The organism is Blastococcus saxobsidens (assembly GCF_010682065.1).
GTDB lineage: Bacteria > Actinomycetota > Actinomycetes > Mycobacteriales > Geodermatophilaceae > Blastococcus > Blastococcus saxobsidens_B.
The window spans coordinates 50,327-67,362 of record NZ_JAAGWG010000013.1; the positions used below are offsets into that span (position 1 = coordinate 50,327).

18 protein-coding genes are annotated in these 17,036 nt (G+C 74.1%); 5 read left to right on the plus strand and 13 right to left on the minus strand.

What is annotated here, in order from left to right; genetic code table 11:
* Positions 1–45 precede the first annotated feature (45 nt).
* Complete coding sequence (locus GCU60_RS10485; RefSeq protein WP_345770526.1) at positions 46–1,107, minus strand: sodium:calcium antiporter; 1,062 nt, start codon at positions 1,105–1,107, stop codon at positions 46–48.
* A gap of 430 nt (positions 1,108–1,537) precedes the next feature.
* On the opposite strand from GCU60_RS10485, the gene GCU60_RS10495 reads away from it, so the two are divergent.
* Positions 1,538–2,713, plus strand: a complete 1,176-nt coding sequence (locus tag GCU60_RS10495) for an META domain-containing protein (RefSeq protein ID WP_163204926.1) — start codon at positions 1,538–1,540, stop codon at positions 2,711–2,713.
* Positions 2,714–2,738: 25 nt separating this feature from the next.
* On the opposite strand, the gene guaA is transcribed toward GCU60_RS10495, so the two are convergent.
* The 3 genes from guaA to guaB all read right to left on the minus strand — a co-directional run bounded on the left by guaA (position 2,739) and on the right by guaB (position 7,025).
* On the minus strand, positions 2,739–4,301 hold the full coding sequence (gene guaA, locus GCU60_RS10500) for a glutamine-hydrolyzing GMP synthase (RefSeq protein ID WP_163204928.1): 1,563 nt from the start codon (positions 4,299–4,301) through the stop codon (positions 2,739–2,741).
* Positions 4,301–5,449 carry a GuaB3 family IMP dehydrogenase-related protein gene (locus GCU60_RS10505; RefSeq protein WP_204261803.1) on the minus strand — a complete coding sequence of 383 codons (1,149 nt, stop codon included), beginning with the start codon at positions 5,447–5,449 and terminating at the stop codon, positions 4,301–4,303. The genes guaA and GCU60_RS10505 overlap by 1 nt, the downstream gene beginning before the upstream one ends.
* Before the next feature lie 61 nt (positions 5,450–5,510).
* Complete coding sequence (guaB, locus tag GCU60_RS10510; RefSeq protein ID WP_163204929.1) at positions 5,511–7,025, minus strand: IMP dehydrogenase; 1,515 nt, start codon at positions 7,023–7,025, stop codon at positions 5,511–5,513.
* Positions 7,026–7,160: 135 nt separating this feature from the next.
* Between guaB and GCU60_RS10515 the strand changes: the two genes are divergently transcribed.
* On the plus strand, positions 7,161–7,559 hold the full coding sequence (locus GCU60_RS10515; protein WP_163204931.1) for a DUF5319 family protein: 399 nt from the start codon (positions 7,161–7,163) through the stop codon (positions 7,557–7,559).
* A 158-nt stretch (positions 7,560–7,717) separates the two neighbouring features.
* On the opposite strand, the gene GCU60_RS10520 is transcribed toward GCU60_RS10515, so the two are convergent.
* Complete coding sequence (locus GCU60_RS10520; protein WP_430537415.1) at positions 7,718–8,437, minus strand: DNA-binding response regulator; 720 nt, start codon at positions 8,435–8,437, stop codon at positions 7,718–7,720.
* A gap of 361 nt (positions 8,438–8,798) precedes the next feature.
* On the opposite strand from GCU60_RS10520, the gene GCU60_RS10525 reads away from it, so the two are divergent.
* A complete protein-coding gene (locus GCU60_RS10525; RefSeq protein WP_104523745.1) occupies positions 8,799–9,098 on the plus strand; it encodes a WhiB family transcriptional regulator in 300 nt (99 codons plus the stop codon).
* 137 nt (positions 9,099–9,235) lie between these two features.
* On the opposite strand, the gene groL is transcribed toward GCU60_RS10525, so the two are convergent.
* Together groL and groES are read right to left on the minus strand one after the other, a co-directional pair.
* The gene (gene groL / locus GCU60_RS10530) at positions 9,236–10,882 is read right to left on the minus strand and encodes a chaperonin GroEL (protein WP_163204933.1); all 1,647 of its coding nucleotides are present in this window, start codon (positions 10,880–10,882) and stop codon (positions 9,236–9,238) included.
* A 108-nt stretch (positions 10,883–10,990) separates the two neighbouring features.
* Positions 10,991–11,368, minus strand: coding sequence for a co-chaperone GroES (gene groES, locus GCU60_RS10535; protein ID WP_430537416.1), 378 nt, complete (start codon positions 11,366–11,368; stop codon positions 10,991–10,993).
* A 142-nt stretch (positions 11,369–11,510) separates the two neighbouring features.
* Here groES and GCU60_RS10540 point away from each other — a divergent pair, with 142 nt between their 5' ends.
* Positions 11,511–12,743 carry a THUMP-like domain-containing protein gene (locus GCU60_RS10540; RefSeq protein ID WP_163204935.1) on the plus strand — a complete coding sequence of 411 codons (1,233 nt, stop codon included), beginning with the start codon at positions 11,511–11,513 and terminating at the stop codon, positions 12,741–12,743.
* Between the two features lie 29 nt (positions 12,744–12,772).
* Here GCU60_RS10540 and tsaD read toward each other — a convergent pair whose 3' ends face one another.
* Genes tsaD through GCU60_RS21580 form a run of 4 tightly spaced genes read right to left on the minus strand, consistent with a single transcriptional unit; the run spans position 12,773 to position 15,425 of the window.
* Positions 12,773–13,807 (minus strand): tRNA (adenosine(37)-N6)-threonylcarbamoyltransferase complex transferase subunit TsaD, encoded by a 1,035-nt coding sequence (gene tsaD / locus GCU60_RS10545; protein WP_163204937.1) that lies wholly within the window; start codon positions 13,805–13,807, stop codon positions 12,773–12,775.
* On the minus strand, positions 13,804–14,232 hold the full coding sequence (gene rimI, locus GCU60_RS10550; RefSeq protein WP_163204939.1) for a ribosomal protein S18-alanine N-acetyltransferase: 429 nt from the start codon (positions 14,230–14,232) through the stop codon (positions 13,804–13,806). The genes tsaD and rimI overlap by 4 nt, the downstream gene beginning before the upstream one ends.
* A 14-nt stretch (positions 14,233–14,246) precedes the next feature.
* Entirely contained in the window at positions 14,247–14,882 is a 636-nt protein-coding gene (gene tsaB / locus GCU60_RS10555) for a tRNA (adenosine(37)-N6)-threonylcarbamoyltransferase complex dimerization subunit type 1 TsaB (RefSeq protein WP_163204941.1), read from the minus strand.
* A 6-nt stretch (positions 14,883–14,888) separates the two neighbouring features.
* Complete coding sequence (locus GCU60_RS21580; RefSeq protein ID WP_204261804.1) at positions 14,889–15,425, minus strand: GNAT family N-acetyltransferase; 537 nt, start codon at positions 15,423–15,425, stop codon at positions 14,889–14,891.
* Between the two features lie 101 nt (positions 15,426–15,526).
* Here GCU60_RS21580 and GCU60_RS10565 point away from each other — a divergent pair, with 101 nt between their 5' ends.
* The gene (locus GCU60_RS10565; protein ID WP_163204943.1) at positions 15,527–15,925 is read left to right on the plus strand and encodes a GtrA family protein; all 399 of its coding nucleotides are present in this window, start codon (positions 15,527–15,529) and stop codon (positions 15,923–15,925) included.
* A 7-nt stretch (positions 15,926–15,932) separates the two neighbouring features.
* On the opposite strand, the gene tsaE is transcribed toward GCU60_RS10565, so the two are convergent.
* Entirely contained in the window at positions 15,933–16,379 is a 447-nt protein-coding gene (gene tsaE / locus GCU60_RS10570; protein ID WP_163204946.1) for a tRNA (adenosine(37)-N6)-threonylcarbamoyltransferase complex ATPase subunit type 1 TsaE, read from the minus strand.
* The gene (locus GCU60_RS10575) at positions 16,376–17,014 is read right to left on the minus strand and encodes a uracil-DNA glycosylase family protein (protein WP_163204948.1); all 639 of its coding nucleotides are present in this window, start codon (positions 17,012–17,014) and stop codon (positions 16,376–16,378) included. Before GCU60_RS10575 ends, tsaE begins: the two co-directional genes overlap by 4 nt.
* Positions 17,015–17,036: the final 22 nt, after the last annotated feature.

The window sequence follows — 17,036 nt, forward strand, 5'->3', positions numbered from 1 at the left end:
AGCTGCTCCCGGGCCCTCTGCCGTATGCCGCACGGCGCGACCGGATCAGCCCACGACGGCGAGGGCGACGGTGCCGACGTAGATGAGCGGGATGGAGACGCCCTCGAAACCGATCCACTTCCGGTCCCGCATGAGCAGTCCCGCCGCCAGCACCGCCGTCATGATCAGCGTGCCACCGAGCAGCACCAGGCTGGTCGGGCCGGCGTCCCGGTAGATCGGACCCTCCAGGTAGCCGATGTCGGCCACCGAGATCATCAGGATGTCGTAGACGTTGCCGCCCACGATGTTGCCGACGCCGAGGGTGAGCTGCCCCATCCGCACCGCGGTCAGCAGGACCACGAGCTCGGGCAGCGAGCTGATCGCCGTGGTGAGCGTGAAGCCGACGACGCCGCTGTCGAGCCCGGCCACGGCGATGACGCTGAGCCCCGCCCGGCCCACGAGCCAGCCCGCCACCCCGGTGACCAGCCCCATCACGGCCAGCAGCCCCCAGAGGCGGGCCGTCGAGCGCTCGTCCCGATCCCCGTCGCCACCGTCGCCGTCGTCGTCGTTCTCCGCCTGGTCGCCGTCACCGTCGCCGTCGGCCGTCTGGTCGGTGTGGACCGGCTGCCACAGCGGCTCACGCTGCATCCGCCGCAGCAGCGTCAGGCCGTAGGCGTAGAGGGCGGGGATCAGCAGCGTCATGGGGTGGATCCAGCCCAGGCGCAGGTCGGGTGTCGCGTAGGCGACGACCGGGACCGCGAGCATGGCGATGAGCAGCACCGACTGGAGGACGTTCTGCAGCGACGCCGCCGCGTGCTCCAGGTTCACGCGGCGGTAGAGCAGGTCCGCGATCGCCAGCCAGACCGTCTGCAGGGCGATGCCGCCGATCGGGTTGGCCAGGGCGAATCCGGGGTCGCCCTCCAGTGCACCGGTGAGGACGGTGACGTTGCCGGGCAGCGACGTGACCGCGCCCAGCAGCAGGGCGCCCCCGATGGCGTCACCCATCCCGGTGCGCTCGGCGAGGGTGTCGGCGACGCGGGTCAGGCGCACCCCGGCGATCACGATGACGACGGCCATCGCGGCGAGTACGCCCAGGCTGGGCACGAGCGGCCACGGCGTGGAGCCCACCTGTGTTCCTCCGCTCGTCGACGCCGCGCCGGCCCCAGCCCAGCACACGTCACCGGGCCCGGCACGCCGAGCCGTCCGGTCCACGAGCGCACCGTGGAACCGGACGTGACCGACGGCACGTCCTGCGGGTATGCGCCCACTCGCCGTCCTGCTGCTGGCCGCCGCCCTGCTCACCGCGTGCGGCGGCGGCGGCGGCGGTGGCGGCGGCGCGGACGGGCCGGCCGGCCAGGGCGAGTGGGAGTTCGCGGAGGGCAGCCTCACGGGACGGCCCTCCCCTCCCCCGGCGGGACCACGGCCACGCTGCGGTTCGAGGCCCAGGAGGTCCGGGGCCGGAGCTTCTGCAACTCCTTCTTCGCGGGCCACCGGCTGGCCGGCGAGAGCCTCACCCTGGACGGGCTCGGCATCACCGAGATGGTGCGAGCCGGCCGTCATGGCCGCCGAGGCGGCATTCCTGGGCGCGCTCGCCCGCGCCACCACGCTGACGCGCGAGGGGGCGGACCTGGTGCTCGGCGGGGACGGCGTGCGCCTTCGCTTCACCCCGGTCCCGCCCACCCCGGACCAGGCCCTGGCGGACACCCGGTGGGTGCTCCAGACCCTGATCGACGGCGAGATCGCGTCCTCGACCACAGGAGAGCCGGCCGTCCTCGTGCTGCGCACCGACGGCGGCGCCGAGGCCTCCACCGGCTGCCGGGCGGGCACCGGCACCTGGCTGCTCGACGCCGGCGTGCTGGTGGTCGACGACCTGGCGCCGGCCGGGGACTGCCCCCCGGACCTCGCCGCGCAGGACGCCCATGTCGCCGCCGTCCTGGGCAGCGGACCGGTGCCGGCGGTCGACGGCGACCGGCTGACCCTGAGCGCCCCCGACGGTCGCGGCCTGGTCTACCGCGCCGAGGTGGCCGAGGACGGCCTGCTCGGATCCTGGGCCCTGACGGCCGGGACGGCGGACGGGAACGCCCTGCCGCTGCCCGAGGGCGCCCGCGCCACGCTCACGTTCTCCGCCGGCTCGCGGGCCGGCGGGACCTCGTTCTGCAACGGGTACGGCGGCGAGTACGTGGTCGAGGGCGAGGAGCTGCGTTTCGAGGAGGTCGCCGTCTCGCTGGTGGCGTGCGAGGGCCCCGTGGGGCAAGCGGAGGGCGCCTACCTCGGCGCGCTCCTCGACCGCACGCACCGGTTCACCGTCGGCGCCGACCGGTTGACGCTGGCCAGCGCCGGCGTCGAGCTGACCTTCCGGCGGCTGCTGCCGCCGCCCGTCGACTCGGTCACCGACCGGCGGTGGTTGCTGGAGTCGGTGGGCAGCGGCGACGACGCCGTCGCGGCGACCGGCGGGGCCGCTCTGGAGCTCCGGTCAGGTGGGACCGCTGCCGTGTCCACCGGCTGCCGGAGCTTCGAGGCCACCTGGCAGGCCGGCGGCGACACGATCCACCTCGCGGACTGGGAGTACGAGCTGCTGGACTGCCCGCCGGAGGTCGCCGACCAGGACCGGGCCGTGGTCCAGGTGCTCGGCGGCGGCATGCAGCTGCAGGTGGCCGGCGACCTCCTGACCGTGACCGCGGCCGACACCCGAGGCGCCCCGACCCCGACGCTGGTCTACCGCGCGCAGGGCTGAGCGGTCATGCCCCTGAGCTCGCGCGCTACTCCCACTCGATGGTGCCCGGCGGCTTGCTGGTCACGTCCAGCACCACCCGGTTGACCTCTTGCACCTCGTTGGTGATGCGGGTCGAGATCTTCGCCAGCACGTCGTAGGGCAACCGGGTCCAGTCCGCGGTCATCGCGTCCTCGCTGGACACCGGCCGCAGCACGATGGGGTGCCCGTAGGTGCGACCGTCGCCCTGCACGCCCACCGAGCGGACGTCGGCCAGCAGCACCACGGGGCACTGCCAGATCTCGCCGTCCAGCTTGGCCGCGGACAGCTCCTCGCGGGCGATCGCGTCGGCCTTGCGCAGCACGTCCAGCCGCTCGCGGGTCACCTCGCCGACGATGCGGATGCCGAGCCCCGGACCGGGGAACGGCTGGCGCTGCACGAGCGTGTCGGGCAGGCCCAGCTGCCGGCCCACCTCGCGCACCTCGTCCTTGAACAGCGTGCGCAGCGGCTCGACCAACGTGAACTGCAGGTCCTCGGGCAGCCCGCCCACGTTGTGGTGGCTCTTGATGTTCGCCGTGCCGGTGCCACCGCCGGACTCGACGACGTCGGGGTAGAGCGTGCCCTGCACGAGGAAGTCGACTCCTCCGCCGTGGGCCTGGGCGTCGGCGACGACGTCGGTGGCCGCCTGCTCGAACACCCGGATGAACTCGCGCCCGATGATCTTCCGCTTCTCCTCGGGGTCGCTGACCCCGGCGAGCGCGGACAGGAACTGCTCGCCGGCGTCGACGACCCGCAGGTCCGCGCCCGTGGTGGCCGCGAAGTCGCGCTCGATCTGCTCGGTCTCGCCCTGGCGCATCAGGCCGTGGTCGACGTAGACGCAGGTGAGCCGGTCCCCGATCGCGCGCTGCACCAGCGCCGCGGCGACGGCGGAGTCGACACCGCCGGAGAGCGCGCACAGCGCCCGCCGGTCGCCGATCTGCTCGCGGATCCGCTCCACCTGCTCGTCGACGACGTTGCTCATCGTCCAGGTGGGCTCCAGGCGCGCGATGTCGAAGAGGAAGTGCTCGAGCACCGTCTGCCCGTGCGCGGTGTGCCGGACCTCGGGGTGGAACTGCACGCCGGCGAGCCTGCGGTCGACGTCCTCGAACGCCGCCACCGGAGCGCCGGTGGAGGTGGCGGTCACGGTGAACCCGGGAGGCGCCTCGCTGACGGCGTCGCCGTGGCTCATCCAGACCGACTGCTCGACCGGCAGCGCCCCGAACATGCGCGACTGCGTGGTCACCGTCAGCGGCGTCCCGCCGTACTCGCGGTCGCCGGTGCGGGCCACGGTGCCGCCGAGGGAGGCGGCCATGGCCTGGAAGCCGTAGCAGATGCCGAAGGCCGGGACCCCGGACTCGAACAGTGTCGGGTCGACCTGCGGCGCCTCGGGCGCGTAGACGCTGGACGGTCCGCCGGACAGCACGATCGCGGCGGGCTTGCGGGCGATGATCTCCGCGGCCGGGACCCCCGAGGACACGATCTCGGAGTAGACCCCGGCCTCGCGGATGCGCCGGGCGATCAGCTGGGCGTACTGGGCGCCGAAGTCGACGACGAGGACGGTCGGGAAGTCCATCAGCGACCCCCGTCGCCGATCGCCCCGCCGATGACCAGGTCCACGCGCTGGAACTCCTTGAGGTCCCGGTAGCCGGTCTTGGCCATCGTGCGGGCCAGCGCACCGAAGAGGTTGGTGCGGCCGTCGGCGCTCTCGGCCGCGCCGCCCAGCACGTCCGCCAGCGAGCCTGCGGGCTCGATCGGGGCGGAGGTGGCGCCGCGGGGCAGCCGCGGGTGGGCCGCCACCGAGTCCCACCAGACGCCGCCGGCCGGCGCCTCGGCCGCGACCCGCAGCGGCTCGCCGAGCTGGACGGCGTCGGCACCGCAGGCCAGGGCCCGGGCGATCGCGCCGCTGGTCTCGATCCGGCCGTTGGCGATGACGTGCACGTAACGGCCGCCGGTCTCGTCCAGGTAGTCCCGGCGGGCGGCGGCGGCGTCGGCGATCGCGCTGGCCAGCGGCACCCGGATGCCCATGACGGCGTCGGTCGTCGAGTAGGTGTCGGCCCCGACGCCGACGATGACGCCGGCTGCGCCGGTGCGCATGAGGTGCAGCGCCGTCGTGTAGTTGGCCGCACCGCCCACGATGACCGGGACGTCGAGGTCGGCGATGAACTCCTTGAGGTTGAGCGCATCACCGTTGCTGGTCACGTGCTCGGCGGAGACGATCGTGCCCTGGATGACCAGCAGGTCGACCCCGGCCGCGAGTGCCGCCGGCGCCAGCTGCCGGGTGTGCTGCGGGGAGACGCGGATCGCCGTGGTCACACCGGCGTCGCTCATCTCCTTGATGCGCGCGGTGATGAGGTCGGGCTGCACCGGCTGGGCGTAGACCTTCTGCAGCAGCGCCACCGGGGGCGCGCCGGCCGCGGCCGCCTGGGCGATCTCGCGGTAGACCGGGGCCGGGTCGTCGTACCGGGTCCACAGGCCCTCGCCGTTGAGCACGCCCAGACCGCCGGCCTGGCCGACGGCGACGGCCGTGGCCGGGCTCATGACGGCGTCGCTGGGGCTGGTCACCAGCGGGATGTCGAACCGGAAGGCGTCGATCTGCCAGGCGGTGGAGACGTCGTCGACGTCCCGGGTGCGCCGGGACGGGACGATCGACACCTCGTCCAGGTCGTAGCCGCGACGGGCGAAGCGGTTGAGCCCGATCTCGACGGTGTCACGCACGCTCATGCTCAGCGCTCCCGGTGGGTCGGTGCTTCGGCGGACTGACCTGTTGACATGCGCATCCCGGTCACCGGGCCCGGTAGTTGGGAGCTTCGACGGTCATCTGGATGTCATGCGGGTGGGACTCGACCAGGCCGGCGGACGTGATGCGGGTCAGCTGGCCGCGCTCCTTGAGGTCGGAGATCGTGGCCGCGCCCGCGTAGCCCATGGAGGCGCGCAGTCCGCCGACGAGCTGGTGGGCGACGCCGGACAGCGACCCGCGGTAGGGCACCTGCCCCTCGATGCCCTCGGGGACGAGCTTGTCGTCGGAGAGGACGTCGTCGGCGAAGTAGCGGTCGCGGCTGAACGACTGGTTGCCGCGCTTCTGCATCGCGCCGAGCGAGCCCATGCCGCGGTAGGTCTTGTACTGCTTGCCGTTCATGAAGACGAGGTCGCCGGGCGCCTCCTCGACGCCGGCGAACAGGCCACCGATCATCACGGTGTCGGCGCCGGCGACCATGGCCTTGGCGATGTCACCGGAGTACTGCAGGCCGCCGTCGGCGATGACCGGGACACCGGCGGGACCGGCGGCCAGCCAGGCCTCGTAGATCGCGCTGATCTGCGGGACGCCGACCCCGGCGACGACGCGCGTGGTGCAGATGGAGCCCGGCCCGACGCCGACCTTCACCGCGTCCACGCCCGCGTCGACCAGGGCCTGGGCACCGGCGCGCGTGGCGACGTTGCCGCCGACCACCTCGACGCCGTTCTCCCCGCCGAACTCCTTCTTCACCCGGGCGACCATGTCCAGCACCGCGCGCTGGTGGCCGTGCGCGGTGTCGACGACGAGCACGTCGACGCCCGCCTCGACCAGCAGCCCGGCGCGCTTGAACGCGTCCTCGCCGACGCCGAGGGCGGCCCCCACGACCAGACGGCCGTCGGCGTCCTTGGTGCTGAGCGGGAACTGGTCGCGCTTGACGAAGTCCTTGACCGTGATCAGCCCGCGCAGCCGTCCGGCGTCGTCGACCAGCGGCAATTTCTCGATCTTGTGCTGCTTGAGCAGTGCCAGAGCGTCGTCGGGGTCGACCCCGACCGGCGCGGTGACCAGCGGCAACGGCGTCATCACGTCGCGCACCAGCCGGTTCTGGTCGGTCTCGAACCGCATGTCGCGGTTGGTGACGATGCCCAGCAGGACCCCGTCGCCGTCGACGACCGGGGCACCGGAGATCCGGTAGCGGGCGGAGAGGGCGTCGACCTCCGCCAGGGTGTTGTCCGGCGAGCAGGTGACCGGGTTGGTGACCATGCCGGCCTCCGACCGCTTGACCAGGTCGACCTGGCCGGCCTGCTCCTCCGCGGAGAGGTTGCGGTGCAGCACGCCCATGCCCCCGACACGGGCCATGGCGATCGCCATGCGTGCCTCGGTCACGGTGTCCATGGCGCTGGACAGCAACGGCACGGCCAGCGTGATCCGCCGGGTGACCCGGCTGCTGGTGTCGACCTCGGCCGGGACGACGTCGGACGCTCCCGGGACGAGGAGCACGTCGTCGTAGGTGAGTCCGAGGCGGGCGAACTTCGCCGGCAGCTCGGGCACGGAGTCGGGCTGCATGTGCGCGGCCACCCTTCGCAGCAGTTCGGTATCGGGCCGGTCGGGACGCGGCTGGGACGCGGGAGACCACCTCTGATCGTAGGCGGCGGCGAATCGGGGGCGGTGTTCCGGCCGTCCGGCGGCTACCGTGGAGGTGTGTCCCCGTTCGATGACGCCCTGGGGCCGGACTTCGGTCCGGCCGACCGTCCCGCTGCGCCACCACTCACCATGGAGGAGCGCGCCGGGGTGCTCGACGACCTCGCCGAGCTCGAGGTGTTCCGGACACTCCTGGAACCCACGGGCATCAAGGGCATCGTCGTGGACTGCCCCGACTGCGAGGAGGAGCACCACGTCGACTGGGCGCTGATGCAGGCGAACCTGCGCCAGCTCCTCGAGGAGGGGCAGACCGGCCGGCACGAGCCGCCGTTCGACCCGAACCCCGACGACTACGTCAGCTGGGACTACGCCAGCGGGTACGCCGACGGCGTCGCGGCGCGAGCCGAGCAGGACGAGCCCAGCGGCCGGCACAGCGGTCGGCACGCCCGCGAGGACTGAGCACATCGCGATCCTCCGGATCGCACCGCGGCCAGGTGCCGCCCCCGGCTCGACCTCCACGGGGAGCTGTCAGGGCAGACACCCGGATACGCACGAGGGCGGGAATCCGGTCGTGGATTCCCGCCCTCGTGCGCAAGGGAGCGCTCAGCGCTTCGCGGTCAGGCCATGATGCCGCGGCGGAAGCCCAGCGCGACGGCCTCGGCACGGTCCTTGGCACCCAGCTTGCGGAACAGCCGCCGGGCGTGGGTCTTGATGGTGTCCTCGGACAGGTAGAGCTCACGGCCGATCTGGGCGTTGCTCTTGCCCTGGCTCATGCCGGTGAGCACCTGCATCTCGCGCATCGACAGCGCGACCGTCGGAGCGGCGTCGCGGACCGTCGAACGCACCGTGGTGGGCGCCGAGCCCGCCAGCGGGGCGGCTCCGCTCCACGCGGGCACCGGCTGCTGGGGCACCGGCTGCTGCGGGATGCGGCCGCCGTCGGCACGCAGTCCCACGCGGGAGAGGCCCAGGCCCATCTCGATGGGGCTGGCGTCCCAGCGGAGGTAGCCGCGGGCACCGAAGGCCACGGCGGCGCGGACGCTGTCGGCGTCGTCGGGGGCACCGAGCACGAGCACCGGCAGGCCGGGATTGCCCCGCAGCGCCTGCGTCGCGGCCGACAGCCCGGTGTCGACGGCACGCTGGGTGCCGACCACCAGGACGTCGGGGGTGCGCGCGGCCAGTCGCGACATCAGCGACTGCGCGTCGCCCACGACCTCCACCCGGCCGACGAAGGGCAGCGCGACCAACCGCGAGGCGACGTCGTCACGGACCCGACGTCGCTCGTCGTACACCCACACGGTCGCGCCGTGCACCGGGGCACGCATCCTGTCCTCGATCACGCCTGCTCCTCGCTTCTCCGGCCACTGGCCGGTCCCCCCACCGGCGGGGATGACCCCCACCGGGTGTCGCTCGGGCGGAGGGCTCCCACCCGGGGGCCCTCCACCTCTGCGCAGGTCGCGAGACGTGTCCGGGCAACTCCCCCACCCGGACGTCGGCGCGACCTGGAGCCACCTTGATCGACTGACGGGGGTACCGACAGACGCCCTCACCCCCGGGGGTGAGCGCCCCCGAACGGTGGTGGCGCAGCACACACGGGTGAAAAGTTGCGAATCGGCCGTGTTTGACCCGCGTACGCCACGGGCACCGGCCCCTTGCAGCCGGACAGCCCTTCTCCGGCTCGATTCGAGTCCTGGAGGAGACATGGCCGACATCCGCAGACTCCCGACGCCCGTCGCCGAGGTCTGGGACTGGCAGCTCCACGGCGCCTGCCGTGGCGAGAACACGTCCCTCTTCTTCCACCCGGACGGCGAGCGCGGTCCGGCCCGGGCGCGGCGGCAGACCGCGGCCAAGGCCGTCTGCGCGCGGTGCCCGGTCGTGGAGGCCTGCCTGAAGCACGCCCTCGCCGTCCGTGAGCCCTACGGCGTCTGGGGCGGCATGAGCGAGGAGGAGCGGACCCGGCTGATCGCCGCCGAGCCCGCCGCAGTCGCTGCCGGGGTCTGACACACCCCTCACGAACGCCGAAAGGGCCGGTCCAGCATTCGCTGGACCGGCCCTTTCGTTGTGGTGACGTGCTGGAACGGCCCCCCTGCAGGGCCCCGCCGCGAGCCTGCGAGCGGCGGGGGCAGGGGGGTCCTTCCTCAGTGGCTGTGGCCGTGCCCGCCGTGCGAGTGGCCGTGGGTGTGGTGCCCGCCCCCGCCGTGGTCGTGGTCCTCCTCGGGAGCCTCGACGACCGCGGAGTCGGTGGTCAGGATCATCGCGGCGATCGACACGGCGTTGCCGAGTGCGGCCTTGGTGACCTTGACCGGGTCGATGACGCCCTGGCCGGCCAGGTCGCCGTACTCGCCGGTCGCGGCGTTGAAGCCCTGACCGGCGCCGGCCTCGCGCACCTTGGCGACGACGACGCGACCCTCGAAGCCGGCGTTCTCCGCGATCTGAACCGCGGGGGCGTCCAGCGCGACCCGCACCGCACGGGCGCCGGTCAGCTCGTCGCCCTCGAGGTCCAGCGCGTCGATCGCCGCGGCCGCGTGCACCAGAGCCGAGCCACCGCCGGGGATGACCCCCTCCTCGACCGCCGCGCGGGTGGCCGCGATGGCGTCCTCGATGCGGTGCTTGCGCTCCTTGAGCTCGACCTCGGTGGCCGCGCCGACCCGGATGACGCCGATGCCGCCGGCCAGCTTCGCGAGCCGCTCCTGCAGCTTCTCGCGGTCCCAGTCGGAGTCGGTGGCGTCGATCTCGCGGCGGATCTGCGCCACGCGGTCGCCGATGGCCTCCGACGTTCCGCCGCCGTCGACGATCGTGGTGGCGTCCTTGGTGACGGTGACCCGGCGGGCGGTGCCGAGCACCTCCAGGCCGACCTGGTCGAGCTTGAGGCCGACGTCCTCGGTGACGACCTGACCGCCGGTGACGACGGCGAGGTCGGTCATGAACGCCTTGCGGCGGTCACCGAAGAACGGCGACTTCACCGCGACGACCTTGATGGTCTTGCGGATGGAGTTCACGACCAGGGTGGACAGCGCCTCGCCCTCGACGTCCTCGGCGACGATCAGCAGCGGACGGCCGCCGGTCGACAGCACCTTCTCCAGCAGCGGCAGCAGCTCCGCCAGCGCGCCGACCTTGCCGCTGACGAGCAGCACCAGGGCGTCGTCCAGGACGGCCTCCATGGCCTCCTGGTCGGTGACGAAGTACGGCGAGAGGTAGCCCTTGTCGAACTGGAGGCCCTCGGTGACGTCCAGCTCGGTGTGCAGGGTGTTGCTCTCCTCGACGGTGATGACACCGTCCTTGCCGACGCGCTCCATCGCCTCGCCGATCAGGTCGCCGACCTCGGCGTCCTGGGCGGAGATGGTCGCGACCTCGGCGATGGCCTCGCGCTTCTCCACCGGGATCGCGGCGGCGTCGAGGGCGGCGTGGACCGCGTCGACGGCGGCGCGCATGCCGCGGCCGAGCGCCATCGGGTTGGCACCCGCGGCGACGTTGCGCATGCCCTCGTGCACGAGCGCCTGGGCCAGCACCGTGGCGGTGGTGGTGCCGTCACCGGCGACGTCGTTGGTCTTGGTGGCGACGCTCTTGGCGAGCTGGGCGCCGAGGTTCTCGTAGGGGTCCTCGAGGTCGACCTCGCGGGCGATGGTGACGCCGTCGTTGGTGATCGTCGGGGCGCCGAACTTCTTGTCGAGGACGACGTTGCGGCCGCGCGGGCCGATCGTCACCTTGACGGTGTCGGCGAGCTTGTCGACGCCGCGCTCGAGCGCGCGCCGGGCGTCCTCGTTGAACTTGATGATCTTGGCCATGTGGGACCTCTCGATCAGGGCATGCGGGAAAAGACGACCGCCCCGGGACCCGAGTTCGGGTCGCCCGGGGCGGTCGGAGAACTACGTGGTGGAGCTAGTGGCGCGAGGTCACTTCTCCACGACGGCGAGCAGGTCACGCGCGGAGAGGACGAGGTAGTCCTGACCGGCGTACTTGACCTCGGTGCCGCCGTACTTCGAGTAGATGACCACGTCGCCGACGTTCACGTCGAGCGGAACGCGGTTGCCGTTGTCGTCGATGCGGCCGGGGCCGACGGCGACGACGGTGCCCTCCTGGGGCTTCTCCTTGGCGGTGTCCGGGATGACCAGACCGGAGGCGGTGGTGGTCTCGGCCTCGTTGGCCTGGACCACGACGCGGTCCTCCAGCGGCTTGATGCTGACCTTGGTAGCGGTCGTCACGTCGGTGACGCCCCCTTCGGTGTCGGACGGCTGGTGGATGGTGGTGCTGTGGTGCTGATGCTGTGGCACGGGATCCGGGCACCCGCCGTCGCGGGGGTCGGGCGCCAGCCCGTGTCGCTTGGCACTCTACCTATGAGAGTGCCAGCCGCTCAACCCGGTCCCCGGGGTGGGTGACGGCGGGCCGGACCGGCCCGTACGCCACGCTGTGCAGGTGGATCCGGAATCCGAGGAGCAGGCCGCCGAGACGGTCCGCCAGCTGCGCGCCCTGGCGACGCCGGAGGGCGCGGCGGCGCTGGACCTCGCGTCGGCGCTGCTCGACGCCGGGACCGATCCGGTCGCGGCGCTGAGCCGGCTGCGCGGCGAGGTCGGGACGGACCTGGCCGGCCCGGCGTGGGGCATCGCCCGCCAGCGGCAGCGGGCCCGGGCGACGTTCGGGGCGGACGCCGGTCGGATGCTGTTCACCTCCGACGCCCTGGAGCAGGCCGGACGTCCGGAGCTGGCCGCCCGGCGCGCGACCCGGCTGCTGGCCGGGGGCGGCGACTCGGTCGCCGACCTCGGTTGCGCGGCCGGCACCGACACGATCGCGCTGGCCAGGGCCGGCGCCCGCGTGCTGGCCGTGGACCTCGACCCGGTCGCCCGCGAGCTGACCGCCGTCAACGTCGAGGCGCTCGGGGTCGCCGACGACGTCTGGGTGGTCGCGGGCGATGCCGTGGAACTGGTGGCGGCGGCCCGTGGCGGCGAGGTGGCCGGGTGCGGCGCCGCCGTGCTCGACCCCGCCCGGCGGGCCGGCGGAAAGCGGCAGCTGGACCCCGACCGCTGGTCGCCCCCGTGGTCGACCGTCGCGCTCCTGCTGGAGAAGGTGCCCACGTCGGTGGTGAAGGTGGCGCCCGGGCTGGACCACGAGCGCGTGCCGGCCGGGGTCGAGGCGGAGTGGGTGTCGGTCGGCGGCTCGATCGTGGAGGCGCTGCTCTGGGGCCCGGCGGTGTCCACCACGTGGCGTCGGGCGACCGTGGTGCGCGACGGCGAGGTGCACGAGCTGACCGCCGACGCCGACCCCGGCCCGGCAGCCGCCGGTCCGGTGCGCGCGTTCCTGCACGAGCCCGACCCGGCGGTCATCCGGTCGGGGCTGGTCTCGCTGGTGGCCGCGCAGCTGGGCGCCACGCTCGTGGACCCGACGATCGCCTACCTGACCTCCGACGCCGCGGCGGACGGCCCCTGGGTCCGGTCCTACCGGGTCGAGGAGGTGCTGCCGTTCAACCTGAAGAAGCTCAAGGCGCTGCTGCGCTCGCGCGGCGTGGGCCGCGTCGTCGTCAAGAAGCGCGGCTCGGCCATCGAGCCGGAGACCCTCGCCCGCCAGCTGCGCACCGATGCCAGGGGGACGGCGACCGTCGTCGTCACCCGGGTCGCCGGCGCCCCCACGGCGCTCGTCTGCGACGTCACGTAGGGCCAAAGTGGCCATTTCGGCCCTCAGGTTCAGCGGCTGACGACGTCGATCGGCAGGGAGCTGTCCGCCCCGAGGTCGGGCTCCGACGGCGCCACCCCGGCCGCGACCAGCCGGGACCCCAGCGCGGCCACCATCGCGCCGTTGTCCGTGCACAGCCTGGGGCTGGGCACCCGCAGCACGATGCCGGCCTTGGCGCAGCGCTCCTCGACGAGGGCACGGAGCCGGGAGTTGGCCGCCACTCCCCCGCCGAGCACGAGGTGGTCCACGCCGTGGTCCGTGCAGGCGCGCACCGCCTTGGCGGTCAGCACGTCGGCGACCGCCTCCTGGAAGGACGCGGCGACGTCGGCCACCGGCACCGGCTCGCCCGCCCGCTCGCGGGCCTCGATCCAGCGGGCGACGGCGGTCTTCAGTCCGGAGAACGAGAAGTCGTAAGGCGCGTCGCGCGGGCCGGTGAGGCCGCGCGGGAACGCGATCGCGCGCGGGTCGCCCTCGCGGGCGGCCCGGTCGATCGGCGGACCGCCGGGGAACGGCAGGCCGAGCACCCGGGCGACCTTGTCGAAGGCCTCGCCGGCGGCGTCGTCGATCGTGCGCCCCAGCGACTGCACGTCCTGGGCCAGGTCGGGCACGAGCAGCAGCGAGCTGTGGCCGCCGGACACCAGCATCGCGATCGAGGGCTCGGCCAGCGGACCGTGCTGCAGCTCGTCGACGGCGACGTGCGCGGCCAGGTGGTTGACGCCGTACAGCGGCTTGTCCAGCGCCAGCGCGTACGCCTTGGCCGCGGCCACCCCGACCAGCAGCGCGCCGGTCAGGCCGGGCCCGGAGGTGACGGCCACGGCGTCGACGTCGGAGGCCGCGATGCCGGCCTCGTCCAGCGCGCGGTGCACCGTGGGCACCATCGCCTCGAGGTGCGCCCGCGAGGCGATCTCCGGGACGACCCCGCCGAAACGCTCGTGCTCGGCCATCGAGGTGGCGAGGGCGTCGGCGAGCAGGGTGTGCCCGCGGACGATGCCCACGCCGGTCTCGTCGCACGAGGTCTCGAACCCGATGACCAGCGGCTCGCTCACGGCCTCTCCCGTTTCATGACCACGGCGTCCGTGCCGCTCGGTTGGTAGTACTTCGGCCGCCGGCCGATCTCGGCGAACCCGCGCCGCCGGTACAGCTCCTGCGCCCGCTCGTTGTCCGCGCGGACCTCCAGCAGTACCACCGGGCTGCGCCGGCGGTCGGCCTCGGCCAGCAGGGCGTCCAGCAGCAGCGCGCCGATGCCCTCCCCCTGCCGGGTGCCGGTGACGCCGATCGTGGCCACGTGCGCCTCGTCGTCGTAGGCGATGAGCCCGGCATACCCGACGACCGCACCTTCGTCGTCGGCCACCAGGTAGTGCCGCGTCCGGGTCTGGGCGAGCTCGTCGCGGTACATCGCCGCCGTCCAGGTGTCGGGGGCGAACAGCTCCTCCTCCAGCACCATGACCGCGGGCAGGTCGGCGAGCGACATCGGCCGCAGCCGGGTCACTGCGTCACGGCCTTGATCGAGGTCGGCGGCACGGCGTCGGGCCGGCGGAGGTAGAGCGGCACCAGCGGCCCGGCGGACGCCGGGTCGGCCAGCTGGGGGCCGGCCGCGCGCACCAGGCCCGCGGTGGTGACGTCGGCGGCCGTGACGTCGGCGCCCAGCCGGGCGGCGAAGGCCGGGTCGCCGGTGAACGGGCCGGGCAGCCCGAGCTCCTCCGGTCGCACGACGGCCGGCCCGTCGGTCCGGGTGCCGTCGGCGGCGTAGGTGGCCCAGTAGACCTCCTTGCGCCGGGCGTCGGTGACGACCGTGCGCGCCCCGGAGCCGACCGCGTCCAGCGAGCAGACGCCGATCACCGGCAGCCCGCGGGCGTCGGCGATCGCCGCCGCGGTCACCACCCCGACCCGCAGACCGGTGAAGGGACCCGGCCCCAGTCCGGTGACGACCGCCTCGACCTCGGACAGCGCCAGGCCGGCGTCGGCGAGCACGCCCTGGACGGCCGGCGTCAGCAGCTCGGCGTGCTTCGTGCCGGAGGGGACCGCCCGCTCGGCGAGCACCTCGGTGCGACCGTCGGGCGTCCAGCGCGCCAGCCCGGCGACGAGCGTCGGGGTGGCGGTGTCGAGCGCGAGGAGCAGCACGACGGATCAGCCTAGGTGAGTGCCCGCCGCCACCTCGTAGACGATCTCCAGCCCGTCCTCCTCGTCGACCTGCTCCCCCACCTCGACGAAGCCCTCACCGAGCACGAGGTCGCGCGAGACGACGTTGTCCGGGGCGATGCTGGCGCGCACGGTGGCGACGGCGGGCTCGGCGGCGGCGCGGGCCAGCATGGCCCGGAGCGCGGCGCGGGCGTACCCCTGCCGGCGGTGCGCGGGGTCGATCGAGTAGCCGACCTCGACCATGCCCGCGGCGTCCGGTGGGCCGTGGAAGCCGGCCTTGCCGACCGCCAGTCGCCGGGCCGGGTCCCAGACCACCCGGGTGATCCAGTCCAGGCTGGGCGGGTCGACCAGCACCTGGGCGGCGCGGATGCTCCACACCCAGCGGCACTCCTCGCCGGCCAGGTACGGGCTCAGCGGCACCGGCGCGCCGGCCTCGGCGGTCGCCAGGTCGCCGTCGGCGAGGGCGCGCAGCACCGCGCGGTCCAGCCGGACCAGCTCCACCCGCGGACCGCTGCCTCCACTCACGGCGGCAGGCTAACCGGGGCGCCCTCCGGCCGCCCAGGGCACGGGCAGCGATACTCCCGGCACCCCCGCGGCAGAAGGGGGCACACGCGGGGAGGCGGTCGATGGCGCAGGAGGCCGGCGACGGGTTGGTCCGCCAGCTCCTGCGGTTCGGGATCGTGGGCGGCGTCAGCGCCCTGGTGGACCTCGGCGTCTACGCCCTGGGCCTGCACCTCGGGCTGGCCACGTACGCCGCCCGGGCACTGAGCTTCGCCGCCGGCACCACCACCGCCTACGCGCTGAACCGCCGGTGGACCTTCGCGGCCACCGGCGGCGCCCGGCGGGCCGCCGGGTTCGCCGTCCTCTACGGCACGACGTTCGTGGTGATCCTGGCGACCAACGCCCTCGGCCTGGCGCTGCTCCCGGAGAGCTCCTGGCGGGTGACCCTCGCGTGGGCCGCCTCGCAGGGGCTGGGCACCGCGATCAACTTCGTGCTGCTCCGCCGGGTCGTCTTCCGCGACTGACGCCGGCTCAGCCGAGCCGTTGCTCCCAGCCCGGCCCGTGCGGCACCAGCACGGCGGTGCGGACGTCGTCGTCGCGCCGGTCCAGCCGCACCTCGAGGTGCTCGTCGGCCAGCTGCTCGACCAGCCCCTGTCCCCACTCGACCACGGTCACGGACGACGCGACCGTGACATCCAGGTCCAGGTCGTCGACGTCGGCGTGCCCGCCCAGCCGGTAGGCGTCGACGTGCACCAGCGGGATCCGGCCGTCACGGTGCACGCGGGCGATGACGAACGTCGGCGAGGTGACCGGCTCGCGCACGCCGAGCCCGGCGCCGATGCCCTGGGTGAGCGCGGTCTTGCCCGCCCCCAGGGGGCCGACCAGCACCACGAGGTCACCGGGCCGGGCCAGGGCGGCCAGCCCCCGCCCGAGGGCATGGGTGTCGGCGAGGGTGGCCAGCACGTGCTCCCGCTTCACGCGGCCCCTCGCAGCGTCGTGGCGACGGCGGTCAGATCGGCCAGCAGTCCCGCCCGCGGCGCCCCGTTCGGGCCGAACCGGATGGCGGCCGAGGGGTGGTAGGTGGCCCACACCGCCCGCCCGTCCACCTCGTGCGGGCGCCCGCGGACCGCGGCCAGGACGGTGCGCGGCCCCAGGAACCACTTGGCCGACGACAGCCCGAGCGCGACGACGACCGGCGCGTCCAGCAGCTCCAGCTGGCGGCGCAGCCAGCCACTGCACCGGGCGACCTCCGGCGCCTTCGGCGTCCGGTTGCCCGGCGGGCGGCACTTCACCACGTTGAGCACGGCCGCCTCGGCCCGGTCGAGCCCGGCCTCACCGAGCAGCAGGTCCAGCAGCGCCCCGGACTTCCCGACGAACGGCCGGCCGGTCTCGTCCTCCGTGGCGCCGGGCGCCTCGCCCACCAGCACGAGGCGGGGTCGCCCGGTGACCGGCACGTCCCCGACGACGACGTGCTGCCGGGCCGCCGCGAGCTCCGGGCACGCCAGGCACCCGCCGGCGGAGCGGGCCAGCGACGACCAGTCGGGTGCGGCCGCGGCCGTGCGCGCCACCTCCTCGGCGGCGGCGTCGAGCCGGGGCGGACGGGGTGCGGCCACCCGCGAACCATAACGACGGCGG